At 58.0% G+C, this 22,562-nt stretch carries 18 protein-coding genes, 4 tRNA genes and 1 pseudogene; 7 read left to right on the plus strand and 16 right to left on the minus strand.

What is annotated here, in order from left to right; genetic code table 11:
- Positions 1–45 precede the first annotated feature (45 nt).
- From ACA058_RS22970 to bamJ, 5 genes are all read right to left on the minus strand, one after another.
- Entirely contained in the window at positions 46–453 is a 408-nt protein-coding gene (locus tag ACA058_RS22970; protein ID WP_497636037.1) for an SEL1-like repeat protein, read from the minus strand.
- A complete protein-coding gene (locus ACA058_RS22975) occupies positions 454–825 on the minus strand; it encodes a hypothetical protein (RefSeq protein ID WP_008060892.1) in 372 nt (123 codons plus the stop codon).
- Positions 822–1,163 carry a helix-turn-helix domain-containing protein gene (locus ACA058_RS22980; RefSeq protein ID WP_497636038.1) on the minus strand — a complete coding sequence of 114 codons (342 nt, stop codon included), beginning with the start codon at positions 1,161–1,163 and terminating at the stop codon, positions 822–824. Before ACA058_RS22980 ends, ACA058_RS22975 begins: the two co-directional genes overlap by 4 nt.
- 114 nt (positions 1,164–1,277) lie before the next feature.
- Positions 1,278–1,733 (minus strand): YkvA family protein, encoded by a 456-nt coding sequence (locus ACA058_RS22985; protein WP_497636039.1) that lies wholly within the window; start codon positions 1,731–1,733, stop codon positions 1,278–1,280.
- Between the two features lie 309 nt (positions 1,734–2,042).
- Positions 2,043–2,756 (minus strand): BamJ family beta-barrel-assembly machinery protein, encoded by a 714-nt coding sequence (bamJ, locus tag ACA058_RS22990; RefSeq protein ID WP_497636040.1) that lies wholly within the window; start codon positions 2,754–2,756, stop codon positions 2,043–2,045.
- A gap of 255 nt (positions 2,757–3,011) precedes the next feature.
- Here bamJ and ACA058_RS22995 point away from each other — a divergent pair.
- Positions 3,012–3,625 (plus strand): annotated as a pseudogene (locus ACA058_RS22995) (hypothetical protein); the annotation flags it as partial.
- Between the two features lie 172 nt (positions 3,626–3,797).
- Positions 3,798–4,931 (plus strand): catalase family protein, encoded by a 1,134-nt coding sequence (locus tag ACA058_RS23000; RefSeq protein ID WP_497636041.1) that lies wholly within the window; start codon positions 3,798–3,800, stop codon positions 4,929–4,931.
- Positions 4,932–5,032: 101 nt separating this feature from the next.
- Here the strand turns inward: ACA058_RS23000 and ACA058_RS23005 are convergent.
- The 4 genes from ACA058_RS23005 to ACA058_RS23020 form a co-directional block, all read right to left on the minus strand.
- A tRNA-Asp gene (locus ACA058_RS23005) sits at positions 5,033–5,109 on the minus strand.
- A gap of 15 nt (positions 5,110–5,124) precedes the next feature.
- Positions 5,125–5,200 (minus strand) — tRNA-Val (locus ACA058_RS23010).
- Between the two features lie 199 nt (positions 5,201–5,399).
- Positions 5,400–5,476 (minus strand) — tRNA-Asp (locus ACA058_RS23015).
- Positions 5,477–5,495: 19 nt separating this feature from the next.
- Positions 5,496–5,571: transfer RNA gene (locus ACA058_RS23020), tRNA-Val, on the minus strand.
- 159 nt (positions 5,572–5,730) lie between these two features.
- Here ACA058_RS23020 and rdgC point away from each other — a divergent pair.
- Both rdgC and sugE read left to right on the plus strand, forming a co-directional pair.
- Positions 5,731–6,651, plus strand: a complete 921-nt coding sequence (gene rdgC / locus ACA058_RS23025; RefSeq protein ID WP_497636042.1) for a recombination-associated protein RdgC — start codon at positions 5,731–5,733, stop codon at positions 6,649–6,651.
- A 308-nt stretch (positions 6,652–6,959) separates the two neighbouring features.
- Positions 6,960–7,274, plus strand: a complete 315-nt coding sequence (gene sugE, locus ACA058_RS23030) for a quaternary ammonium compound efflux SMR transporter SugE (RefSeq protein WP_059401924.1) — start codon at positions 6,960–6,962, stop codon at positions 7,272–7,274.
- Between the two features lie 72 nt (positions 7,275–7,346).
- Here sugE and ACA058_RS23035 read toward each other — a convergent pair whose 3' ends face one another.
- The gene (locus ACA058_RS23035) at positions 7,347–8,141 is read right to left on the minus strand and encodes an iron-containing redox enzyme family protein (RefSeq protein WP_497636043.1); all 795 of its coding nucleotides are present in this window, start codon (positions 8,139–8,141) and stop codon (positions 7,347–7,349) included.
- A 45-nt stretch (positions 8,142–8,186) separates the two neighbouring features.
- Positions 8,187–10,646 (minus strand): EAL domain-containing protein, encoded by a 2,460-nt coding sequence (locus ACA058_RS23040; protein ID WP_497636044.1) that lies wholly within the window; start codon positions 10,644–10,646, stop codon positions 8,187–8,189.
- A 214-nt stretch (positions 10,647–10,860) separates the two neighbouring features.
- On the opposite strand from ACA058_RS23040, the gene ACA058_RS23045 reads away from it, so the two are divergent.
- Positions 10,861–15,024, plus strand: coding sequence for a hypothetical protein (locus ACA058_RS23045; protein ID WP_497636045.1), 4,164 nt, complete (start codon positions 10,861–10,863; stop codon positions 15,022–15,024).
- Position 15,025: 1 nt separating this feature from the next.
- Here ACA058_RS23045 and ACA058_RS23050 read toward each other — a convergent pair whose 3' ends face one another.
- The 5 genes from ACA058_RS23050 to ACA058_RS23070 form a co-directional block, all read right to left on the minus strand.
- Positions 15,026–16,843 carry an ABC transporter ATP-binding protein gene (locus tag ACA058_RS23050; RefSeq protein ID WP_497636046.1) on the minus strand — a complete coding sequence of 606 codons (1,818 nt, stop codon included), beginning with the start codon at positions 16,841–16,843 and terminating at the stop codon, positions 15,026–15,028.
- The gene (locus ACA058_RS23055) at positions 16,836–17,471 is read right to left on the minus strand and encodes a DsbA family protein (RefSeq protein WP_497636047.1); all 636 of its coding nucleotides are present in this window, start codon (positions 17,469–17,471) and stop codon (positions 16,836–16,838) included. Before ACA058_RS23055 ends, ACA058_RS23050 begins: the two co-directional genes overlap by 8 nt.
- Positions 17,472–17,474: 3 nt before the next feature.
- A complete protein-coding gene (gene trhO, locus ACA058_RS23060) occupies positions 17,475–18,416 on the minus strand; it encodes an oxygen-dependent tRNA uridine(34) hydroxylase TrhO (RefSeq protein WP_497636048.1) in 942 nt (313 codons plus the stop codon).
- Positions 18,417–18,701: 285 nt separating this feature from the next.
- A complete protein-coding gene (locus tag ACA058_RS23065; RefSeq protein ID WP_497636049.1) occupies positions 18,702–19,001 on the minus strand; it encodes a BolA family protein in 300 nt (99 codons plus the stop codon).
- Between the two features lie 13 nt (positions 19,002–19,014).
- Entirely contained in the window at positions 19,015–19,539 is a 525-nt protein-coding gene (locus tag ACA058_RS23070; RefSeq protein WP_274073013.1) for a DUF2059 domain-containing protein, read from the minus strand.
- A gap of 192 nt (positions 19,540–19,731) precedes the next feature.
- Between ACA058_RS23070 and ACA058_RS23075 the strand changes: the two genes are divergently transcribed.
- On the plus strand, positions 19,732–21,126 hold the full coding sequence (locus tag ACA058_RS23075; RefSeq protein WP_497636050.1) for a class II fumarate hydratase: 1,395 nt from the start codon (positions 19,732–19,734) through the stop codon (positions 21,124–21,126).
- A 106-nt stretch (positions 21,127–21,232) separates the two neighbouring features.
- On the plus strand, positions 21,233–22,492 hold the full coding sequence (locus ACA058_RS23080; protein ID WP_497635083.1) for an IS256 family transposase: 1,260 nt from the start codon (positions 21,233–21,235) through the stop codon (positions 22,490–22,492).
- The last annotated feature ends 70 nt before the right edge of the window (positions 22,493–22,562 follow it).

The following is a 22,562-nucleotide window of genomic DNA, read 5'->3' on the forward strand; positions in this document are numbered from 1 at the left end:
CAAGGTTTCCCTCAGGCCACGTGTGCTTATCGAACAATAAAGGGATTACTGCGAAGAACCGCCAGCCGCCAACTCTTTGAGTTTGATCTCGGCCAATGGATGTCCGGCTTTGGCCGCCATGTGCCAGAACCGCGCAGCTTCCGCCGGGTCCGGCGCCTTGCTCGGGCTCCCGGCGAGGCTGATCACACCCACCTGGTAGGCCGCCTTGCCATCACCGGCCAATGCCGCCAGGCGCAACAGACGAACACCCTCTTCGCGCGCCCCCAGGCCGACGCCACGAAAGGTCAGGATGTGCCCATAGAAACTCATGGCGCCGACATCGCCCAGGTTTGCCATGCGCGCGAACTGGCCCTCCAGCCAGCTCCAGCCGCGAGGCTGGCGCACAAACCATGGCCAGTGAAACAACCGGCGGGCCAGCCAGTAACCGGCCCGCGCCTTGAGCCGCAGAAACACTCAGGCTTCCGCCGATTCGGGGTACTCATATTCGAATACGCGAACCACTTCCGATGCGTGCCAGGAGGCTGCGGCGACGCCGTCGGACGGGCCGGTGAAACGCCCCAATCGCTCGACACATTCGAAGAATCCGGTGCGCGGCAAGCGGCTGGCACCCTGGCTGATCACCAGCGAACTGCGCAGCGGCTGTTCGGCCTTGGCATCCAGTGCGGCCAGGTGCTCAAGTGCGGCGGTCAGGGTTTGCATGGCGGGCGTAGGAAGCTGCAAACGCTCCAGCAATGCCCGATAAGTCAGGAGATGACGCTGACGGCGCGCCTGATCCAACTCGCCCAGCAATCCGTCCCAATGGTGACGACTGATGCGTACGCTCACGATTCATCCCTCCATCCTGGCACCGTCAATTCCCAGGCCAGGCTGCGGCGAATCGCGGCGTCGGGCAGACGCTCACCACTTTCGATCAAGGCCAGATAAGACGGGCTGATGCCTACCGTGCGGGCGAGCGCCTCGATGGCGATGCCCTTCCCTTCGCGCAAACTGCGTAGTTGATCCAGACCTGGAAGAATGGGGTCTGGCGTTGTCGCGAGCGGCGCCGGGGCCGGACGCGACGGTGCTTGGTTGATGCCTGCTGCTTTCAGTAGAGCCTGATACTGAGCCCACGGCAGAACCGCATATTCGGGCTCGCCTTCGCGTGTAATTATCTGAATATCCATGACTACCCCGTAGGACAACAACACTTAGCGAGTCGGCACTTTTCCCTAGAAGTGTAATCCTAACAGCGGCCAAGGTCGCGGGGGCGATCTATCTGAAGCACAGACTGGATCGAATCAGGTTTTTTTTGGTCCTTGAAGCTTGAGTTGTTCAGGGGTATCGGGCAGGCGCTCGACCACGGCGAGCTTTTCCGGCACCTGGCGTTTGCGCCAGGCGCGGAAGGCGTTGAGTTCATCGTCGAGGACTTTCATCAGCCAGGCCAGCACGGCGATGTCATCGATCATGCCGAACAGCGGCAGAAAATCCGGAATGGCATCGATCGGACTGAGGAAATACATCAGGCCGGCAACGACCGATATCAGCGCCTTGGGACTGATGGCCCGGTATTCACCCCGCCAATACGCCAGGCACAGCGCCTGCAACAGGCGAAGATCATCCTTGAGCTTGCCCAACCGATTACCCTGGCTGGCACCTTTGCTGGCCACTGCAAACAGCAAGGTCGGCAAGCGCCCACGGGCGAGCAGGCGTCCGGCCAAGGGCAGGAAACGAGCAAAATTCCAGGGTGCTTTCATGACGCCTCCGACAAGAATGTTATCCACACAAATTGTGGATAACCTTGTGAACAGAGCCACTTTTCATGGCTGAAAGCCCCGCTGCATAAGGGCTGAACTCAGATCGGGCGTTTTTTGCCCATCTAAAAAATCCTAATATTTCATTGACTTGGAGGTCTGCCGAGGGTTAGGCACGGCCCCCACACTGACTATGACTTCAGCTTACCGCAACTGTTCGCTTTGTTTACCTGTGCACACGGGTTTGTGCAATCAACGCCAGATGCAACAACGCCCCGCATGAGCGAGGCGTTGTCTCAAGGCAGACGCGGATTACTTGGCGGCGTCTTCTTTTGCTGGATCCTTGATTGCTAACAGTTCCAGGTCGAACACCAGTACCGAGTTGGCCGGGATCGCTGGGCTTGGGCTTTGCGCGCCGTAAGCCAGTTCGCTAGGAATATACAGCTTGTACTTCTCGCCGACGTGCATCAGTTGCAGGCCTTCGACCCAACCCGGGATCACACCGCTGACCGGCAGATCGATCGGGCTGCCGCGCTCGACGGAGCTGTCGAAAACGGTGCCATTGGTCAGCTTGCCGGTGTAGTGAACGGTCACTACGTCAGTCGGCTTGGGCTGGGCCCCATCGGCTTTCTTTTCCACTTCATATTGCAGGCCCGAAGCGGTGGTCACGACGCCAGCTTTCTTGGCGTTATCTTCGAGGAATTTCTTGCCGGCGGCTGCCGACTCTTCGCTCATCTTGGCCATACGCTCTTCGGCACGCTTTTGCAGCGCGGCGAAGGCTTCTACCAATTCTTCATCCTTGAGCTTCTGTTCTTTCTTGCCAACCGCATCTTCGATGCCTTGGGCAACGGCTTTGGAGTCCAGATCATCCATGCCTTCCTGAGCCAGGCTCTTGCCCATGTTCAGGCCAATCCCGTAGGAAGCTTTTTGCGCCGGGGTTTTCAGCTCTACGCTGGTTTGCGAGTCGCAACCCGCAAGTACCAGGCTAACCAGGGCCACCGCCGCCGCCAACCGATGCTGTTTCATGCTATTTCCTTGTTCATGCGCCTAAAGGGCAATCGAGTAAAGTCGCGAGCTTATCAGGCGGCCACGACCAATGGCTACCGGCATGAGAGCCGCAAACTGGCGATAAGTTCAGGTGTTTAAACGCATTTCGCCATGTTGATGATGAAACTTCTGTCATCTTGCGCTCAGGGAGGCTGAACATCTGGCGTAATGGCCTCTTGCCGCATATCTGGCGCTGAGGCATAACGGAAGAAAAAATCGACAAGGATGGCCAACGTGCGCCTCTTGCTCCGTTTGCTGGGTCTGATTGTTGCCCTGATGGCCCTCGCCCTGGCCGTGGTCCTGTACTACGTCGCCAACCCGAAACTGCCGCGCCACGGGGCCGCACAACAGGTGCGTTACCTGGACCAATGGAGCGCCGAAGACCGCCAGCGTTACTATTTCACGCCTCAGGGTACTCAGGTCAAGGGCTTGCACTACGACTGGTTCACCGCTCTGGAACTGCCGTTTTCGCAACAACGATTCGCCGCCCCGGAATACCTCGCGCGCTTCGGTTTCCTGATCGACCCCGAGCAGAAACCCACACCGGACAACCCCGGCAACCTGCCCGTGGGCTTCGCCCGGCATCAGAATCCCGGAAGTGCGGATACATTTCTGGATATTACCTGCGCCGCCTGTCACACCGGTGAACTCGCTTGAACGGTCAAGCCGTGCGCATCGACGGCGGCTCTGCGCAGCATGTGTTGCCCTCCAGTGTGCCCACCCTGCAGGGCGGCAGTTTTGGTCAGGCACTGGTGGCGACCCTGGCTTCCACTTACTACAACCCATGGAAGTTCGAACGATTCGCCCGCCGGGTCCTGGGCCCTGACTACGAGGCCGGACAGCAAGAACCAATGGTTTCCTGTTCGACACACGCATTACCGGTAATCACAACAGCGGCCACGAATTCCGCGCCGGCAAGCGTGGCAACGGCGTGATCGGCCGCTTGCTGCAACCCGAAGAGCGCTGGGCGTTGCTGGAGTATTTGAAAGTGCTGGGCGGCCCCCTGGAGGCGCAACTGCCATGAATCTTCTGTGGACGCGCCTGGGCGCCTTTTTCGGCAAGACCCTGCTCTGTTTGCTCGGCCTGGGGTTACTCGGCTGGGCATTGGCCACGGCGTGGTTCGCCTGGCAGCACCGTGGACCGGTATCAAAGCAAGAGCTGATCCCCGACGGCGAAGCCGCGATGACCCAAGACATCATTCAGACGGCGGTGCGTATCGTCGACCAGCACCGTGAAAGCACCCGCTACCTGCGCGATGCCCACGCCAAGGCCCACGGCTGCGTGAAGGCCGAGGTTCAAGTGCTGCCGGACCTGGTGAACGACCTGCGCCAAGGGGTATTCAGCGAACCGGGCAAAACCTGGCAGGCGACTCTGCGCCTTTCCAACGGCAACGCATACCCTCAATTCGACAGCATCCGCGATGCACGGGGCATGGCGATCAAGCTGCACGATGTGTCCGGCAAACAGCTGCTCAGCGATCAACCGGGTCGAGGTGAACAGGACTTCGTGATGTTCAGTCATCCGAACTTCTTTGTCAGCGATGTCGCCGAGTATCGTCAGAATGTGGCCGCCCAGGCGGATGGCAAAAAGGCGCTGGCGTTCTTTCCGGGTTGGGACCCGCGCACCTGGCAGGTCCGCCATCTGTTCATCGCCCTGGCGACACTCTCCCCCGCCCCGGATAGTCCGACGCGCACGACTTACTTTTCGGTTTCGCCCTACAAGTTCGGAGAGGCCAATGCAAAGTTTCGGGTCATGCCGGATCCTGACAGCTGCCCGGCCTACACCCTGCCCGCGCAGAATCAGAAGTTGCCGAATTTCCTGCGCAATGCGCTGTACCAGCAGTTATCGACCGATCGGATGCCGGCGTGTTTCGTCTTGCAGATACAGCGGCAGGACACGGGCAAGTACATGCCCATCGAGGACACCAGCATCCAATGGCAGGAAAGCGATGCACCCTTCGAGACGGTGGCGCGGATCACCATGCCCGCCCAGGATTTCGACACCCCGGCACTGAACCTGCAATGCGACAACCTGTCTTTCAACCCATGGTTCGGGCTTGATGCGCACCGCCCCATCGGCGGGATCAATCGCTTGCGCAGAGCCGTTTACGAAGCCGTCAGCGATTACCGCCACACTCGTAATGCCGGGCAATAGGGATACAAAGGGAAGGAAAACCAAAACCCAGACAGCAAAAAGCCCGCATTGAGCGGGCTTTCTGTGGTGACCTGGCGTTCAGTGTTCCAGGTTACCGAATATGGCGCAGCGGACGGGACTCGAACCCGCGACCCCCGGCGTGACAGGCCGGTATTCTAACCGACTGAACTACCGCTGCGCGTAGCGTTGAAAGTGGTGGGTGATGACGGGATCGAACCGCCGACATTCTGCTTGTAAGGCAGACGCTCTCCCAGCTGAGCTAATCACCCTTTTCCTTCGTTGCGGGGCACATTATGCCACATGTTTTCATAAAGTGTTGATTTAATTGATAAATTTTTCAAAAAAATCTGAAAACCGGTAAAACGATGCATCCCACGGGTACAACGGACAAACGACGGACAGAAAAAAGCCCGCATTAGCGGGCTTTTCCGTGGTGACCTGGCGTTCAGCGTTCCAGGTAACCGAATATGGCGCAGCGGACGGGACTCGAACCCGCGACCCCCGGCGTGACAGGCCGGTATTCTAACCGACTGAACTACCGCTGCGCGTAACACTGAAAACGAATGGTGGGTGATGACGGGATCGAACCGCCGACATTCTGCTTGTAAGGCAGACGCTCTCCCAGCTGAGCTAATCACCCTTCGCTTCGGTGTGGCGCGCATTCTACGGAGCGCTCCCACCTCTGGCAAGCACTTTTTTAATTAATTTTCTGATGCCTTCCAAAGGCTTAGAGAAGGGTTGGCCTATGGCACACGGAAGACAATAATGCCCCCCTTTGTATAAAGGAGAGACTCACCCCATGTGGTTCAAAAACCTGCTTATCTATCGCCTGACCCAAGATCTGCCTGTTAATGCCGAGGCGTTGGAGACTGCACTGGCCACCAAGCTGGCGCGTCCATGTGCAAGCCAGGAGTTGACCACCTACGGTTTCGTCGCGCCGTTCGGCAAGGGCGAAGATGCCCCGCTGGTGCACGTCAGCGGTGATTTCCTGCTGATCAGCGCGCGCAAGGAAGAACGCATTCTGCCGGGCAGCGTCGTGCGTGACGCGGTGAAGGAGAAGGTCGAAGAGATCGAGGCCGAGCAAATGCGCAAGGTCTATAAAAAGGAGCGCGACCAGATCAAGGATGAAATTATCCAGGCCTTCCTGCCGCGCGCCTTTATCCGTCGCTCCTCGACTTTCGCCGCCATTGCGCCGAAACAGGGCCTGATCCTGGTCAACTCGGCCAGCCCGAAACGCGCCGAGGACCTGTTGTCCACCCTGCGCGAAGTGATCGGCACACTGCCGGTACGCCCACTGACCGTGAAAATGTCCCCGACCGCGACCATGACCGAGTGGGTCACCACCCAGAAAGCCGCGGATGACTTCTTTGTGCTGGACGAGTGCGAACTGCGCGACACCCACGAAGACGGCGGCATCGTGCGTTGCAAACGCCAGGACCTGACCAGCGAAGAAATCCAGCTGCACCTGAGCACCGGCAAAGTGGTTACCCAACTGTCGCTGGCCTGGCAGGACAAACTGTCTTTCGTCCTCGACGACAAGATGGTGGTCAAGCGCCTGAAGTTCGAAGACCTGCTGCAAGACCAGGCGGAACAGGACGGTGGCGATGAAGCCCTCGGCCAACTGGATGCCAGCTTCACCCTGATGATGCTGACCTTCGGTGATTTCCTGCCGGCGCTGGTCGAGGCGTTGGGTGGGGAAGAGACACCTCAAGGCATCTGATAGTCTGGATCGGCGGCGCCAGTAAAAAGATCGCAGCCTGCGGCAGCTCCTACATTGGAATGCGTTTCCCTGTAGGAGCTGCCGCAGGCTGCGATCTTTTTTTGCGATGTTCGGCATGAGCCTGACCCTCAAGCTCGAAGACTTCGCCGAGGTCGCCCGCCACCCGCGGCTCAGGAGGCGGCTGACTGATCCGAAAACTTGATCCCCCGGTTAATGTTGGGCACTATATTGCGCAACGCGAGGACGACCTCGCGGCTCGATCGAGTCATTAGCCTGGGGACGACCCCGTCAATCGATGGAGGTCTTCCATGTCCTGGATCATTCTGTTTTTCGCGGGCCTGTTCGAAGTGGGCTGGGCCGTTGGCCTCAAGTACACCGATGGCTTCAGCCGTCCGCTGCCCACTGCGCTCACTGTAACGGCCATGGCAATCAGCCTTGGCTTGCTGGGCCTTGCCATGAAGGAATTGCCGCTGGGCACGGCCTATGCGATCTGGACGGGGGTGGGTGCTGTCGGGACAGTGATTGCCGGAATCATCCTGTTTGGCGAATCCATGGCGCTGTTCCGACTGGCCAGTGTGGCATTGATCATCGCCGGGTTGGTCGGGCTTAAAGTCAGCGCCTGACTGTTCAGGTCATCTGCAAAAAGCCCGCCCCCTGTCGCCAGGGGGGCGGGCTTTTTCATGGGCGTCTACCGATCAGGTTTCGGCCAGCGCCAGGCGCTCACGCATCACCGGGGCCTTTTCCGAGTGTTCCAGCTGCATGCAACGTTCCAGGAACAGGAACATATAGTCGTAGCTCTTGCACACGGCCTGGCGCAATTCCACTTGCAATGACTTGCTCGGGTTCATGCCGGCCAGCGTGCAGATGATTTCCAGCGCTTCCCATGGGTGGGCATCGTCATACTGGGCATGCATCTTCAACCATTTCATGGCCCGCTTGCGATCCTCCTCAGGGAAGGCTGCAGCGTAGACACCATTGGAACAGACCAGCGCCGACCACTCACCGGTCGCGCCCTCAATGGCGTAATTGGTGGCGGCAATGGCAACGATCAGCGAATCGGCAGAGCTTGTGTGCCAGCACCAATGGCTCAACGCGTGAAGCTCAGGGGCTACCTGCTGCGCCTGCAGATCTTCCAGACTGACGCCGTGAGCACGGCTCCAGTTCACCCAGTAGTCGGCATGGTTCAGTTCGACACGAATGTTGCGCATCAACCAGCGACGCGCCATGTCCTCGCCTGAGTGGCGGGCAAAACGGGTCTTGGTCAGGTTCTGTGCCATGTATAACGCGAACTGCTCGACCACGGGCCAGCCACCGATCAGGTACTGGCGCATCGTCTTTGTACTGAGTTTGTTATCTCGCATGCGCTGATACAGTTCGTGCTCTACTACCCGGCGCTTACTCTCGCTGCAATCCTGAATCAGGCGTTGGGCCCAGGCGGGATAACTTGCAGCTTCCATGAGTGGTCCGGTTCGGTTGAATGTCTCGATCACTGTCGGGTTCCTTTAGATTGTGATTGTTCTGATCAACGAGAGACTTCAACGGAACGTGCCGGGCGCCTTGAACAATAAGGGCTGCGGCCTGGCTGGACGACTTTGCAAGCTGTCGCATGTAAACGGATGCGGGCGTTCAATGACATACCCTTGAGCGTAATCAACCCCGATTTCCAGCAATGCCTGCTCGATCTGGGGCGTTTCAACAAACTCGGCAATCGTACGCTTACCCATGACATGACCGATGTGATTAATCACTTCGACCATAGCGCGGTTAATCGGGTCGTCCAGCATATCCTTTACGAAACTCCCGTCGATCTTCAGGAAGTCTACAGGCAAATGTTTCAAGTAGGCGAACGAGGACATTCCGGCGCAAAAGTCGTCCAGAGAAAACAGACATCCTAAGCCTTTGAGTTCATTGATGAATCTAATTGCACTTGCAAGATTGGAAATGGCGCTGGTTTCAGTGATTTCAAAACAAATTATTTCAGGTGGTATTGCGTAAGTAATGAACTGTTGACGCAGGAAGTCCAGGAACGCCTCATCTCCTATAGTTGTGCCTGACAGATTAATCGCACACATCGCTAAAGGCCCTTTGTGCTTTTCGGCTATACATTGGGCAATGATCTTGAACACGTTCTGTACAACCCAACGATCCAGGGAAGTCATCAGGCCATAACGTTCTGCTGCCGGAATAAAACTGTCGGGCAAAATCATGCGCCCGGCTTCGTCATGCAGACGCAGCAAAATTTCGATATGCCCGCCGCCCTGTTCGACATGACCGAGCGGTGCAATTTCCTGGGCGTACAGACAAAACCGGTCTTCTTCCAGGGCCATGTGCAAGCGCTGCACCCAGGCCATTTCGCCAAAGCGCAGGGACAGCTCCGAGTCGTCGGGGTGATACACCTGAACCCGGTTGCGTCCCTTTTCCTTGGCCATGTAGCAGGCCATGTCAGCAGCGCGCAGCGAGACTTCGAGGGTGGTCGGCTGCTGAGTGACATGCACCAGCCCGATGCTCACGGTGGTCACGAACGGCCGACCCTTCCAGACGAAGTGCAAGTTCTGCACGGTCTGACGCAACCCCTCGGCAATTTTCTCGGCCGCCTCGGGCCCACAGTTCGCCAGCAGGATGCCGAACTCGTCACCGCCCAACCGGGCCAGGGTGTCGCCCTCGCGCAATCCGGACTGCAACAGCGCACAGATATGCCGCAGTAACTCGTCTCCCGCCGCGTGTCCACAGGTATCGTTGACCAACTTGAACTGATCCAGATCGAGGAACATCAAGGCATGGCGCCCCGGCTGTCGCGTCAGGACCTGCAGCGCCTGTTCCAGGCGAAATTCGAACTCGCGGCGGTTGGCGAGCCCGGTCAGCGCATCATGGGTCGCCTGCCAGGACAGATTGGCAATGTATTGCCGCTCCTGAGTCATGTCGTGCAGCACCAACACGGCTCCGCTGACCTTCCCGGCATTGCGGATCGGCGCCCCGACCAAGGTGACCGACACCGTGCTGCCATCGAGGCGCTGAATGAGCTTGGAGTGTTCGCTGCCGCCACTGAGCTGACCGCTCAGGATGTGCTCGATCAAGGTAAAGCCGTCGGCCTGGGCATTGTCGTCCAGCAGATTGAACAGCGCCGCCAGCGGCAACCCGGTGGCCTGTTCGGCTTTCCAGTGGGTCAAGGCTTCGGCGGCCGGATTCATGTAGGCGATCGCGCCCTCGACATTCGTGGTGATCACCGCGTCGCCAATCGATTGCAAGGTGATTTGCGCTCGCTCTTTCTCCAGTTGCAGGGCGTCGGCAAAAGCATGCCGCTGCTTGAGCAGTTTATGCGTGCGCAGCAGCGCCAGGGCGATCAGGCCGAGGGCGGTGGCCAGGTTCGTCGCCAGCAGCAGTCGCAGGATCATCCGCGAGCCTTCGCCCAGCGCATCGCTGAAGGCCTTTGCCGCCGGCGTCACCCCGTTGTTGATTTCGAATATCTGTTCCTTCCAGCGTTGGATGTCGGCAGGGTTGGCCTGCTTGACGCTGATGTGCTGATGCATGTCCCTGGCGACGTCATCGAGTTGAACCAGGTACGCATCACCCAGAGTCCAGCGATCGATGGCTTTTTCGAGGTATTTGAAATGGCGAAAATTGAGGTACAGCCAGATCAGGCTGGGGACGTCATCAGGATGGTTGCCACCCTTGAGAATCCCCAGCCTGGCCGCCTCGATATCGGGTGGCTGCTGATCCAGCGCCAGTCGCAGCTCGTGCCCTCCCTGAGGGACGGCAATGGCCTCCTGATACTTGAGGAATTTGCGCTCGTCGCGACTGTCGGCATACAGATTGAGGTAATAGATCGCGTCCTTCTGGCCCTTGGACCACAGGCTTTCACCGGCAACATAACCGCGGACCGCCGACAACACATAAAGGCTGACGCCCCCCAACAGGGCCTGAAATAACACAACGGCGATAAATGGCCAGACGATGCCCAGCAACCGTGGCGTTCCGAGAGTCCGCGCTTGATTCATGAGGTCCCTTATTTAGCACTGCCAGATCATCATCCACGTGATCGCTATAGCTAGACTAGGGTGGGTTATCGATCCCGGCAAGCGCCGGATCAGCCTCAGTGCCCCAAGAGCACGAGGTATGCATATATATGTACAGCCACAGCAAGTTTCGAAATCGATCTACTGAGCACTCCATGCCCCCCTGTTGCGGGAACGTTTTTCCAAGGAGTGCAACGTGACATCAACCTCTTCAGTTTCAACTGAAACATCGACCATCGAAGAATTTCGCGCCAGGCAGGCTCTGGGACTTGATGACGCCCCGAATATCGAAGCTTTGATTTCCCACCCTACCGCCGAGGGTCGAAAACGATACGCGGCCGCGGTGCGCGCCTTACCCTCCCTCGCGCAATCCATGACCATCGACATGCACATCGCAAAACACATCAATGCGCAAATCTTCGACACCGTAAGAGACTTCATGGCGGGCAAGTCCTCGTTGATCCGCCATCTGGGCGCCGATGTACTGCGTCCCGCTTCCATAGAGGAACTACGCGCGAAGCCCTCGGTATTCCTCCTGCGGATACTGAACGCGACCGAAACACAGTATCTGGCAGACCGACTACTGAAGAAACTAAAGTGGTTCGGTGGAAAACCTGGCGAACTGACGCCGACGTCCATACGCCATAAACTGGTTTGCAAAGCCATATGCCTTTACTTGCACGCTCCGTCAGCCCCCGAGTCACAGGACCTCGCCGGTTTCCGGTGGCAAGATTCAGCTCATTGGGGCAAAAGTTACCAGACCCTGCGAAGCGATTTTGAACAGCACTTGCTGCGCACCAAACGGGCCACTGATGCTAAAGAGGCCATCATGCTCGCGCGGGTATTCGAGACCCGCCTCTCGAAAGACTTCGCCGTGCCCGATGTCCCGTTCGACCTTCCTTACAAAAGTTCGGTGGTGTGGGTGAACTTCATGCACGGCGTGCTGCTGGCAGATGAACTTGGCCTTGATCGATTACAAGCGCTGTCCTTCCAACAACTCGTCGACTTGCCCCTGACTCGGAGCGCCGACGCCTCGTCCGAACAACTTGAGCAGATTACTCGACTGAGGATGGGGCCGGCACTGGAATGGGCGGTCTGCTGTGGCGTCGTTCAATCGCGAACAAAATCCGATTACGACGAGGATGATATGAAACAAGCTATCGCGGCGCTGGAAAGCCACAGCGAGAGCCTGAACAACGCCGTTATGACACTGGATTTGCCGCCCCCTGAAAGACTGAAGATGGCCAAACGGGTAAAGGATGAGCTGTTTGGCGATGCAATGTTCGAATCGGACGGATGCAAGTTGCTGAGAGATGACCCACCGAGCGGCGGCCCCAGAGACACGCCCTCATTGAAACTGCCAGGCTATGCATTCCTCGATGTCTATGCCGACGGCCAATTCGATGACAAGAGAAAATGGTTTGTAACCCGGTCCGACGGGAAAACACGAACCAGTCACTGGATCAAGATTGACGATAAACGAACCCTGCGTCATGAGGAATTATTTCGCAAGACTCTTGAGGGGATTGAAAGGCGTGTGTTTACCGAATACGAAGGCAAGATGTTGCCTGATATCAATACACAGTTTGAAACAGACTTCACACACTACCTCTCGAAAATCAGGTCGGCCTATCAGACGCTGATCACGAGCCTGCTGACCTCACTGCCACTGGCCGACCGCCAGGCCCTTGAATGGGGTGACATCCGCTTGCTGAGCCTGCACCTGGACGAAAAACTCATCAAGGTAAGGGGAGACATCCGGCCGAGAAAAGGTTTCGTTCTACAGGTGACTCACAATCATGAAATTACCTACTACGAACTGATCCCAAGTGCTGGCGTCATTCGTTGTCGACCCCACCTGAGAGTTTCAACAGTCAACGGGGTTCGCACCACGTTTGCGTTGTACGCCTCGATCCCCGGACAAACATACACTGCTGAAATCAGCACTACGCTGCTTCTCGATTGGGCCGCTCACTTAGATGGCACACAGCCTGCTGACAGGGCGTACTGCATAGCGATCCTCGGTATGGTAGGTGACGTGCCCGCAGCTGTATCGCCAATCGCAGCCGTTAGCGATAGCGAAGTAACAGCGCTGGCATCCTCCCGTTTGAATGCAGTGGCCCAGTACATTGCAACGAATTTTCTGTACGTCGATGAACAGCGGTTGCTTACCCAGGCCCGCGGCATGACGGCATTCGACACCATCAGGGCCAGAAGCGAACAACGGATCAGTACGGCCATAGAAGTAGCCAAAGGGTTTGTGCCCTTCTGGGGCAGTATTGAAGACATTTTGTCGGGCAAAATTGACAAGATACTCATTGGCGCAGCCGGACTCGTGCTGGACCTGGCTTCATTCATCACCCCTATCGGGAAATTCATGTCGGGTTCGGTGCGGTTGATCCGGGCCGGGGCCGCAGCCTCGCGCATGACCGTCAAAGCAAGTCTGCCTTCCTTTTCAACGTTAACCCGAAAACTCCTGACCGCTTCGCTGAGCAACCTCAATCCCCTGGACGGAATTCCAACACTTCTCAAGACAATGGGAAGCGGTGCATGGAAAGGACTGCATACGGCGGGACGCATGGGTGTTAGCGGGTTCAAGAAACTGTCAGGACACGCCGACGACTACCGACTGGTGCACAACCTGCCCCAGATAACCGATCCGGGGCGCTGGAAGCCGCTGACAAACAATGATCGACTGGCAACGGTGAACGGTGTCGATGATGTACTTGTGCGCAATACCAGCCCGTCGGACCTGACACGATTCCACCCCGTCGATCCGGTGACGTCCTTGCCCTATGGCCACCGCCTGCACAATCACAGCGAAAACCTCATCCAGGGCCGATCAACCTTCAAAACGTTACCTCCTACCGAATCCCACGTCCCGGTAGAACTCCCGGAATACGCCCATATCCGTGAAGTACTTGAGGTAGATGGTCGAACCACACTGTTCGTTGATGACATTCCCTATCGTCTGGACGGCAATCAACTGCGCCGCGCCGACCTGATCGACGATCAGTCAATGTTCAAATCCCTGCCTTGTCGGGTGCAACGCGCACAGAGTAACGAAGTATGCAAAACAAGATTTGTCACTCGTGATCCTGCACCAACGCCGGCCACTGGCAGTTTCGACGAAAACAAAGGCTGGGCGCCGTGGTTCGGAGACAGTATGTACACGCCGGCCACTGCGGATCGGGCGATGCTGCTTAAAACCCTGAAGAAAAAAAGCCGGCTCGCGGCGACTGTGGAGTTCCAAAAAGGGATTTATGGGCGGATCAAGGTGAGTATTCCCTACGGGAAAAAGAATCAATTTGATACCTTCGAGGCCGGAGCCACCATCATCCCGGCGATTGACGATTCGAAGCGCTATGTATTCACCCGACTGGATGCCGGAGCTTTTTACGTCGCCGAGCTGGCACAAGGTCAAAGCATAAGAGACACGCTGAATTTCAAGAAAGCGTCCACATTGCCAGAAGATCTCAAAGCAGAATTGCTGACTGTCTACACCGGATCGTTGAATGCCAACAATGTGGCAAGGATTTACGGTACGGAAGCGGTGGAGCGTGCGTTGAAAACAATGGACGAAATTGCCATTCCGATTGGCGGACATGTAAACCCACCCGATACGCTCAAACTGCTCAAGGTGGATACCAACCCTGGGGAGGCGGTCTTGTTTGATCATTCGACTCGGATGATTGTCACCCGGCTGCCAGAGGGCGCAACAAGCTGGTCGCGCAGTAAGGAAGCACCGGAAGCATTTCGCCTGAAAACGATAGAAATCTTCGATGCATTATTCCGTGAACCGACTATCCATCTGAAGAAACCGGATAGCGCCTTGAGAATAGACAGTGCGATGAAAAAACTTCATCAACTGGACTCGCGCCGCCAGAGGTCCTCCCCCATGAGAAACATCGCCTACGCCGAAGTGAGCACCGCCGCCGGAAAACGCGAGATCTACGTCAGCGTTTCGGGATCCCAAGGAACGACCGGAGAGTTGCCGTTGTTCAAGGCTTATTTTGGGGCGGATGAGGTGAAAGTCGGCGAAACGAGCTATTTCAACATCGATTCCAATGAGCAATTCACTCGCACCGCCCTCGACGTGACTCCGGAGGGCAAGTTGCTAGCCGTGCCGCATACCATTAAAGATATCGACACTTACACAGCCGAACTGACAAGGAGGCCTACATCCCTGGACAGCGAAAGCAAACTGATCAGGTTGATCCGCGAAAAATACCCCGATCCCCGATCAATCAAATCGGTCAACGTCGCCACCACCATGCCACCTTGCGACTCATGCTCGGTGGTGATCAAACAGTTCGGTTACGACGGTGGGGAAAACGCACTCAATGTCCTGTGGCATTGACTCAGTGCTGCTGCAAATGCCCATAAAGCTTGGCATACAAACCACCATCGGCAATCAGCTGCTGATGGTCGCCATCTTCGGCAATCTGCCCACCGTCGAACACCAGCACCCGGTCGGCCTGCTTCACCGCCGACAACCGGTGCGCAATGATCAAGGTGGTGCGGTGGCTCAAGAACCGCGCCAGCGCCTGGTGCAGGTTGTATTCGGTGGCGGCATCCAGCGCTGAGGTGGCCTCGTCGAGGATTACCACTTTGGGGTCGGCTAGCACCATCCGCGCAATCGCCAGGCGTTGACGCTGGCCACCGGACAAACGCACGCCGGAGCGCCCGACGATACTGTCCAGGCCGTTGGGTAACTCGCGGACCGTGGTGTGCAGTTGAGCGATTTCCAGCGCTTGCCAGCAGGCTTCGTCGCTGCGCTCGCGGCCCAAGGTCAGGTTGGCGCGCACCGTGTCGTTGAACAGCGCCGGATGTTGCAGGACCACAGCGACATTTTCCCGCACGGTTTCCAGGCCGATCTCCTGCTGGGTCGAACCGCCGAAACGGATGGTCCCGGCCAGCGGCGTGTACAAGCCCAGCAGTAACTGCACCAGCGTGCTTTTGCCGCCACCGCTGGCACCGACAATCGCGACTTTTTCGCCGGGAGCAATAGACAGATCCATCTGGTTCAAGACCAGTTCGTCGCCATAACCGAAACTCAATCCCTGGACTTCGATGCCAACGGTTTCGCGACCTTTGAACGGGTCGACACCGCCCGGGTATTGCGGCTCATCGGCCCGGGCAAGCAACTCGTTTATCCGCGATAATGCGCCGCCGGCAGCGTAATACGCGTACTGCAAATTCAGCAGTTGCTCGACCGGACCGATCATGAACCACAGGTAGCTGAATACCGCGAGCATCTGGCCGATGGACAGGTCGGAAAACAGCACGGTAAGCATGGCTGCGGCACGAAAAATATCGATGCCGAACTGGAACAGCAAACCGCTGGCCCGATTCGAAGCATCGGTTTTCCATTGTGAGTTCACCGCGTAATCACGAACGTCCCGGGCGCGTTGCCCCAAACGACCGAGGAAAAAGCCCTGGCGGTTACCGGCACGCACTTCCTGGATCGCGTCCAGGGTTTCGGTCAATGCCTGAGTGAAGCGCGAGGTGCTGTCGTTCTCGAGTTTCTTCAGGTGCTTGACCCGCTTGCCCAACTGCACCGTGGCGTATATCACCAGGGGATTGAACAACAGGATCAGTAGCGCCAGTTGCCAGTGCATCCACACCAGAATGCCCGCGGTGCCCACCAGCGTCAGCATGGCCACCAGGAACCGGCTGAGGGTTTCGCCGACGAATTTGTCCAGGGTGTCGAGATCGGTCACCAGGTGTGTGGTCACCGTGCCGCTGCCCAGGCTTTCGTATTCCCCCAGCGAGATGCGCTTGAGTCGATCGATCAGGCGGATGCGAATGCGGTAGACGATGTCCTTGGCCAAGGCGGCGAACAAGCGCGCCTGCACCACGTTGAACAGCAATGCCGCGCAACGCAGGGCCAAGGTCACCACCAGCATCAGGCCGATGTAGCCCGCGGCTTTTTGCCAGACCTCAGGCAGCGCGAGGTTCATGATTTTCAGCGCGGCGTCGCCGTGCCCCAGCAACACTTCGTCCACCAGCAATGGCAGGAGCAAGGGAATCGGTACGCTGCACAGGGTCGCCAACACGGCAACACCGTTGGCGATCCACAGGGATTTCTTGTGATGAAGGGCCAGGCGACGGATTTCTGCCCAGCTCAGCCGGTCGACACGTTTAACGGTTGGGGTGTCGTCGGCCAGATCATGCACAGGCAGCGCGCTCCAGCCAGCGGCCGAGCAAGGGGGAAAGGACACTGAGGGACTGATAGCCATTGGTCAGCAACGCCAATTGACCATTGCGTTCAGCCAGCAACGTCGGGAAACCGGCAATGCCCAAGTCCTGGACCCAGGTGAAATCGGCAGCCGTCGCGGCGTGCGTATCGGCACGGTCGAAAGCGGCGGCGAACTCGATGCGCGGCACTCCGGCCTGTTCCGCCAACTCGACCAGGACACTGGCGTGGGTGACATCTCGACCTTCGGCGTAAAACGCATGTTGGATCAACCCGAGCAGCTTCCACGCGCAATCCGGCGCCAGGCCGCGTGCAGTCACCAGCGCCCGACAGGCCGGCTCGGTGTCATAGACGAAGCCGTCGGGCAACGCACCATCGAGCTTGAAGGGTTGACCCGTGGCCTCGGTGACCGCCTGCCAGTGCTCAAGTATGTAGCGGCGGGTAGTCGGCTCCAGCGCCGCACCGCTGCCGGTGCGCAAACCACCCACCACCAGGTGCACGTCCACGCCTGCGGCTTGCGCCTGCTCGACCAACACGTTGGCAACCGGCGCGAAGCCCCAGCACCAGGAACACATCGGATCCATCACATAGAGCAGGCGTGCAGACATGGTTCAGGCCTCGGTGGATGCTTGCTTATAGTTGTAGCCGATCGGGTGCGGCATGTTGCGTGCCTTGGCCAGTTCGATCTGCTTTTGCCGGTCGATGGCGCTGCGACGGGTCTTCTCGCTCAGCGTATCCCAGCAATGCGGACAACTGATCCCGGCCACATAGTGCTCGGACGTGCGGTCTGCAATGCTGACCGGTGTGCGGCAGGCATGACATTGATCGTAGTCGCCTTCGCTCAGGTCGTGGCGAACTGTCACGCGGTTGTCGAACACGAAGCAGTCGCCTTGCCACTTGGTTTCTTCCTGAGGCACCTCTTCGAGGTATTTCAGGATGCCGCCCTTGAGGTGATAGACCTCATCGAAGCCCTCGCTGAGCATGTAGCTCGAGGCCTTTTCACAGCGAATGCCGCCGGTGCAGAACATCGCCACCTTCTTGTGCACGGCCGGGTCGAAGTTGGCTTTGATGTAGTCGGGAAATTCGCGAAAACTGGTGGTTTTCGGGTCGATAGCACCCTCAAAGGTGCCGATCGAGACTTCGTAGTCGTTGCGGGTATCGATCAACAAGACTTCCGGATCGCTGATCAGCGCGTTCCAGTCCTGTGGATCGACGTAGGTGCCGACCTTGGTGTTTGGGTCCACGCCTTCGACGCCCAGGGTCACGATCTCTTTCTTGAGCTTGACCTTGGTGCGATAGAACGGCTGTTCGTCGCAGTACGACTCTTTATGGTCGATGTCGTCCATGCGCGGGTCGTTCTTGAGCCAGGCCATCAGCCCGTCGATGCCTTCGCGGCTGCCGGACACGGTGCCGTTGATGCCTTCTTCGGCGATCAGCAGCGTGCCTTTGATGCCGTTGTCGACCATCGCCTTGAGCAGGGGCTCGCGCAGAGCGACGTAATCTTGCAGGGTGACGAACTTATACAGTGCCGCCACGACAATCTGTTGTGTCATGGGTAAATCTCCAGGTGGCTACCCTCGTAAGGGGTGAACCGGATGCGAAAAAAAACGCGCCGAGTGAGCGGCGCGTTGCGGATTCTAGCAAAAAACCTGCAATTTTAGGACTGCAAGATGCCTTTGTGGCGAGGGGATTTATCCCCGTTGGGTTGCGAAGCAGCCCTGCATCCGGTGACTGCCACAGTGCAGGTAGACCGCCTTCAGTGATCTTGCGCCTGCTTCGCAGGCGAACGGGGCGGTGCGACGATTCGCTAAATCCCCTCGCCACAACTGCCCTTCAAGCTAGTGTTTGCTACCACCGGCACAGGTCGGCGAGGCCGGGGCCGCGTCGATTTGCGCCCATTCCTCAGGCGTGTAGGTATGCAGCGCCAAGGCATGGAACTCGCCCATCAGCTCGCCAAGCGTGCCGTAGACCTTCTGGTGGCGCTTGACCCGGTTCAGGCCTTCGAACTGCGCACTGACCACCACGGCCTTGAAATGGGTCTGTAAGCCACGGCTATGCATGTGGCTTTCATCCAGCACCTGCAAATGCTCGGGCTGTAGCAGGCCCAGTGTCGATTCAATGCGTTGTTGCATGCTCATGCCCAACTCCGGCTCAAGGCTTTTTCTTGGCTGGAGCGGCGGCGCCTTTCGGATCCAGCTCGGCGGTCATGTCAGCCAGCAGTTTGTTGACCACAGGCACCGCGCTTTCCAGCTTGGCCTGGGTCATCTGGGCCGATTGCTGGGTCAGCTGCGGCATTTTCTCCAGGACTTTCTTGCCCAGTGGCGACTGGTAGAACGCGACCAGGTCCTTGAGTTCCGACTCGGTGAAGTTGGTGGTGTAGAGCTTGACCATGTCCGGCTTCAGCTTGTTCCAGCCAATGGCTTGGTCCAGAGCGGCGTTGGCCTTGGCCTGGTAGGTTTCCAGTACGGCTTTTTTCGACTCGGGGGCTTTGGTTTGCTGAAAGCGCTGGGCGAACATCTGCTGTACTTGCATGTACACCGGAGTACCCAGTTTGTCGGCATGCGCCAGGGTCAGGAAAGCCTCGGCACTGGCGTTGTGGCTGGCGGTATCGGCAAAAACAGGGCCGCTGGCGCAGACCAGTGCAACCGCGGTACAGATGGCACGAAGACGAGTCATCGAGTTTCCTTTTCTAGCAGGCGAGGTAAAACCCCAAGGACGACCATTCTGCGCCTAAAAAACTCTGTCGCTCAACCCCAAGCCTTGTCGCGCCTGATTTAGAGGGGTTGAATGAGCAGAATCCAGACTGATGGAACCACGGCCGCCGATCACGGCCTAAACTGCGCAATCAGACCTACAGGAGTGTGCATGATGAGCCGAATCGAAACCGACAGCCTGGGCCAGGTTGAAGTCCCGGATGAGGCCTATTGGGGTGCTCAGACGCAACGCTCGCTGGTCAACTTTGCCATCGGCGACGAACGCATGCCGCTGGCGGTACTGCACGCTTTGACGCTGATCAAGAAAGCGGCGGCACGGGTCAACGACCGTAATGGCGATTTGCCCGCAGATATCGCCAGGCTGATCGAGCAGGCGGCCGATGAAGTGCTCGACGGCGAGCATGACGATCAGTTCCCGCTGGTGGTCTGGCAGACCGGCAGCGGCACCCAGAGCAACATGAACGTCAACGAAGTGATCGCCGGACGCGCCAACGAACTGGCCGGCAACCCGCGTGGCGGCAAGTCCCCGGTGCACCCCAACGATCACGTCAACCGCTCCCAGAGCTCCAACGACTCCTTCCCCACGGCCATGCACATCGCTGCCGCACAGGCGGTGCAACAGCACTTGCTGCCGGCGATCAGCGAACTGTCCGGTGGTCTGGCCGAGCTATCGGCCCGCCACATGAAACTGGTCAAGACCGGCCGCACCCACATGATGGACGCCACGCCGATCACCTTTGGCCAGGAAGTCTCGGCGTTCATCGCCCAGCTCGATTACGCGGAACGGGCGATCCGCAGCGCGCTGCCGGCGGTCTGTGAACTGGCCCAGGGCGGTACGGCGGTCGGCACAGGGCTGAACTCGCCCCACGGCTTCGGTGAAGCCATTGCCGCGGAACTTGCCGCTCTTTCCGGCTTGCCGTTTATCACCGCGCCGAACAAATTTGCGGCCCTGGCCGGCCACGAGCCGCTGACCACATTGTCCGGCGCGCTGAAAACCCTCGCCGTGACGCTGATGAAAATTGCCAATGACTTGCGCTTGCTGGGCTCCGGCCCGCGCGCCGGCTTCGCCGAAGTGAAACTGCCGGCCAACGAACCGGGCAGTTCGATCATGCCGGGCAAGGTCAACCCGACCCAGTGCGAAGCGCTGTCGATGCTGGCCTGCCAGGTCTTGGGCAACGACGTGACCATCGGCTTCGCGGCGAGCCAGGGTCACCTGCAGCTGAATGTGTTCAAACCGGTGATCATCCACAACCTGCTGCAATCGATCCGCCTGCTGGCCGATGGCTGCAGCAACTTCCAGCAGCATTGCATCGCCGGCCTGGAACCGGACGCCGGAAAAATGGCTGAACACCTGGAACAAGGGTTGATGCTGGTGACAGCGCTGAACCCGCACATTGGTTATGACAAATCGGCCGAGATCGCCAAGAAAGCCTATGCAGAGGGGCTGACGTTGCGGCAATCGGCGTTGCAGCTGGGGTATCTGACCGATGAGCAGTTCGATGCGTGGGTGAGGCCGGAGAATATGCTGGAGGCTGGTGCCAAGGGCTGAGATTTGTAGCGTCTGGTAGTCAGTCTTCGCGAGCAAGCTTTGCTCCTACAAACCGGGACTGTCATAAATTTTGTGTTCGGGCATAACATGTTGAAGAGGTGCATGTATGCCGACCAAAAAGAAACCGGCCCGCGAGGCCCAGCGTGACCTTCCATCCATTCCAAAAGAGCTGATCGACCAGTTCGTGAACGGTCCGATGAGTGCCGAAGCCATTCAGGACGCTTCGATGGCGTTCAAAAAGGCGCTGATTGAACGAGCCTTGGGAGCCGAACTCGGCCACCACCTTGGCTACCCTCAGGGCGCGCAGCGCCCTGAGGAGTCGAGCAACCAGCGTAATGGTAAGAGCGGCAAGACCGTGCTGACCGATGACGGCCCGCTTCGCCTGGACATCCCCAGAGACCGCGATGGCAGCTTTGCTCCGATTCTGATCCCCAAGCACGAGCGCCGCTTTACCGGCTTCGATGACAAGATTATTGCCATGTATGCACGCGGCATGAGCGTGCGCGAGATTCGTGCATTTCTATCGGAGCAATACGGCACAGATGTCTCCCATGACTTCATCAGCTCAGTCACCGATGCAGTTCTGGAAGAGGTCAGTGCTTGGCAGCAGCGACCACTTGAACCCATGTACCCAGTCATTTTCTTCGATGCTCTGCGGGTCAAAATCCGTGACGAGGGGGTGGTTCGCAACAAGGCCATTTACTTAGCCCTGGGCGTATTGCCGGACGGTACACGAGATATTCTGGGCATCTGGATTGAAACGACCGAGGGTGCCAAGTTCTGGATGAAGGTTTTCAATGACCTCAAGACTCGAGGCGTCGAAGACGTTTTGATCGCTGTCACTGACGGACTCAAAGGCATGCCAGAAGCCTTGAGTGCGGTGTTCCCTCAGACGACGCTGCAGACCTGCATCGTCCACTTGATCCGTAACAGCCTTGATTACGCGGCCTGGGATAAACGTCGCGAACTGGCCAAAGCCCTGAAGCCGATTTATCAAGCACTCAACGCTGAAGTTGCCGAGCAGGCTTTAGATGCCTTCGAATCTGGACCTTGGGGTAAACAATATCCAACGGTGGCTGCTGCCTGGAGGCGTGCCTGGGACCGAGTCATCCCGTTTTTCATCTTCCCGCCAGCCATACGAAAAGTGATCTACACCACCAACGCCATCGAGAGCATCAATGCTCAGTTGCGCAAGATCATCAAGACAAGAGGACATTTTCCAACCGATGATGCGGCGACAAAGCTGATCTGGCTGGCACTGCAAAATATCACCGCCAATTGGGGCAGTCCGGCCCATGACTGGAAGAACGCAATGAATCAGTTCGCGGTTTTGTACGGAGATCGATTCATCAGGCCAACTTGGTGAAATGAAGGCCTGCCTTACGGCAGGCTGTTACCGGCCCGCACACAAAAAATCTGACACTCTCTACAAACCT

It is taken from the genome of Pseudomonas sp. LBUM1649 (assembly GCF_059716155.1).

Coding starts and splice junctions, on each gene's coding strand:
- ACA058_RS22980 (WP_497636038.1), bottom strand. CDS start 1,163: ATGGATATTCAGATAATTACACGCGAAGGCGAGCCCGAATATGCGGTT.
- rdgC (WP_497636042.1), top strand. CDS start 5,731: ATGTGGTTCAAAAACCTGCTTATCTATCGCCTGACCCAAGATCTGCCT.
- bamJ (WP_497636040.1), bottom strand. CDS start 2,756: ATGAAACAGCATCGGTTGGCGGCGGCGGTGGCCCTGGTTAGCCTGGTA.
- ACA058_RS23075 (WP_497636050.1), top strand. CDS start 19,732: ATGAGCCGAATCGAAACCGACAGCCTGGGCCAGGTTGAAGTCCCGGAT.
- ACA058_RS22985 (WP_497636039.1), bottom strand. CDS start 1,733: ATGAAAGCACCCTGGAATTTTGCTCGTTTCCTGCCCTTGGCCGGACGC.
- sugE (WP_059401924.1), top strand. CDS start 6,960: ATGTCCTGGATCATTCTGTTTTTCGCGGGCCTGTTCGAAGTGGGCTGG.
- trhO (WP_497636048.1), bottom strand. CDS start 18,416: ATGACACAACAGATTGTCGTGGCGGCACTGTATAAGTTCGTCACCCTG.
- ACA058_RS23055 (WP_497636047.1), bottom strand. CDS start 17,471: ATGTCTGCACGCCTGCTCTATGTGATGGATCCGATGTGTTCCTGGTGC.
- ACA058_RS23000 (WP_497636041.1), top strand. CDS start 3,798: ATGAATCTTCTGTGGACGCGCCTGGGCGCCTTTTTCGGCAAGACCCTG.
- ACA058_RS23065 (WP_497636049.1), bottom strand. CDS start 19,001: ATGAGCATGCAACAACGCATTGAATCGACACTGGGCCTGCTACAGCCC.
- ACA058_RS23040 (WP_497636044.1), bottom strand. CDS start 10,646: ATGAATCAAGCGCGGACTCTCGGAACGCCACGGTTGCTGGGCATCGTC.
- ACA058_RS23080 (WP_497635083.1), top strand. CDS start 21,233: ATGCCGACCAAAAAGAAACCGGCCCGCGAGGCCCAGCGTGACCTTCCA.
- ACA058_RS23070 (WP_274073013.1), bottom strand. CDS start 19,539: ATGACTCGTCTTCGTGCCATCTGTACCGCGGTTGCACTGGTCTGCGCC.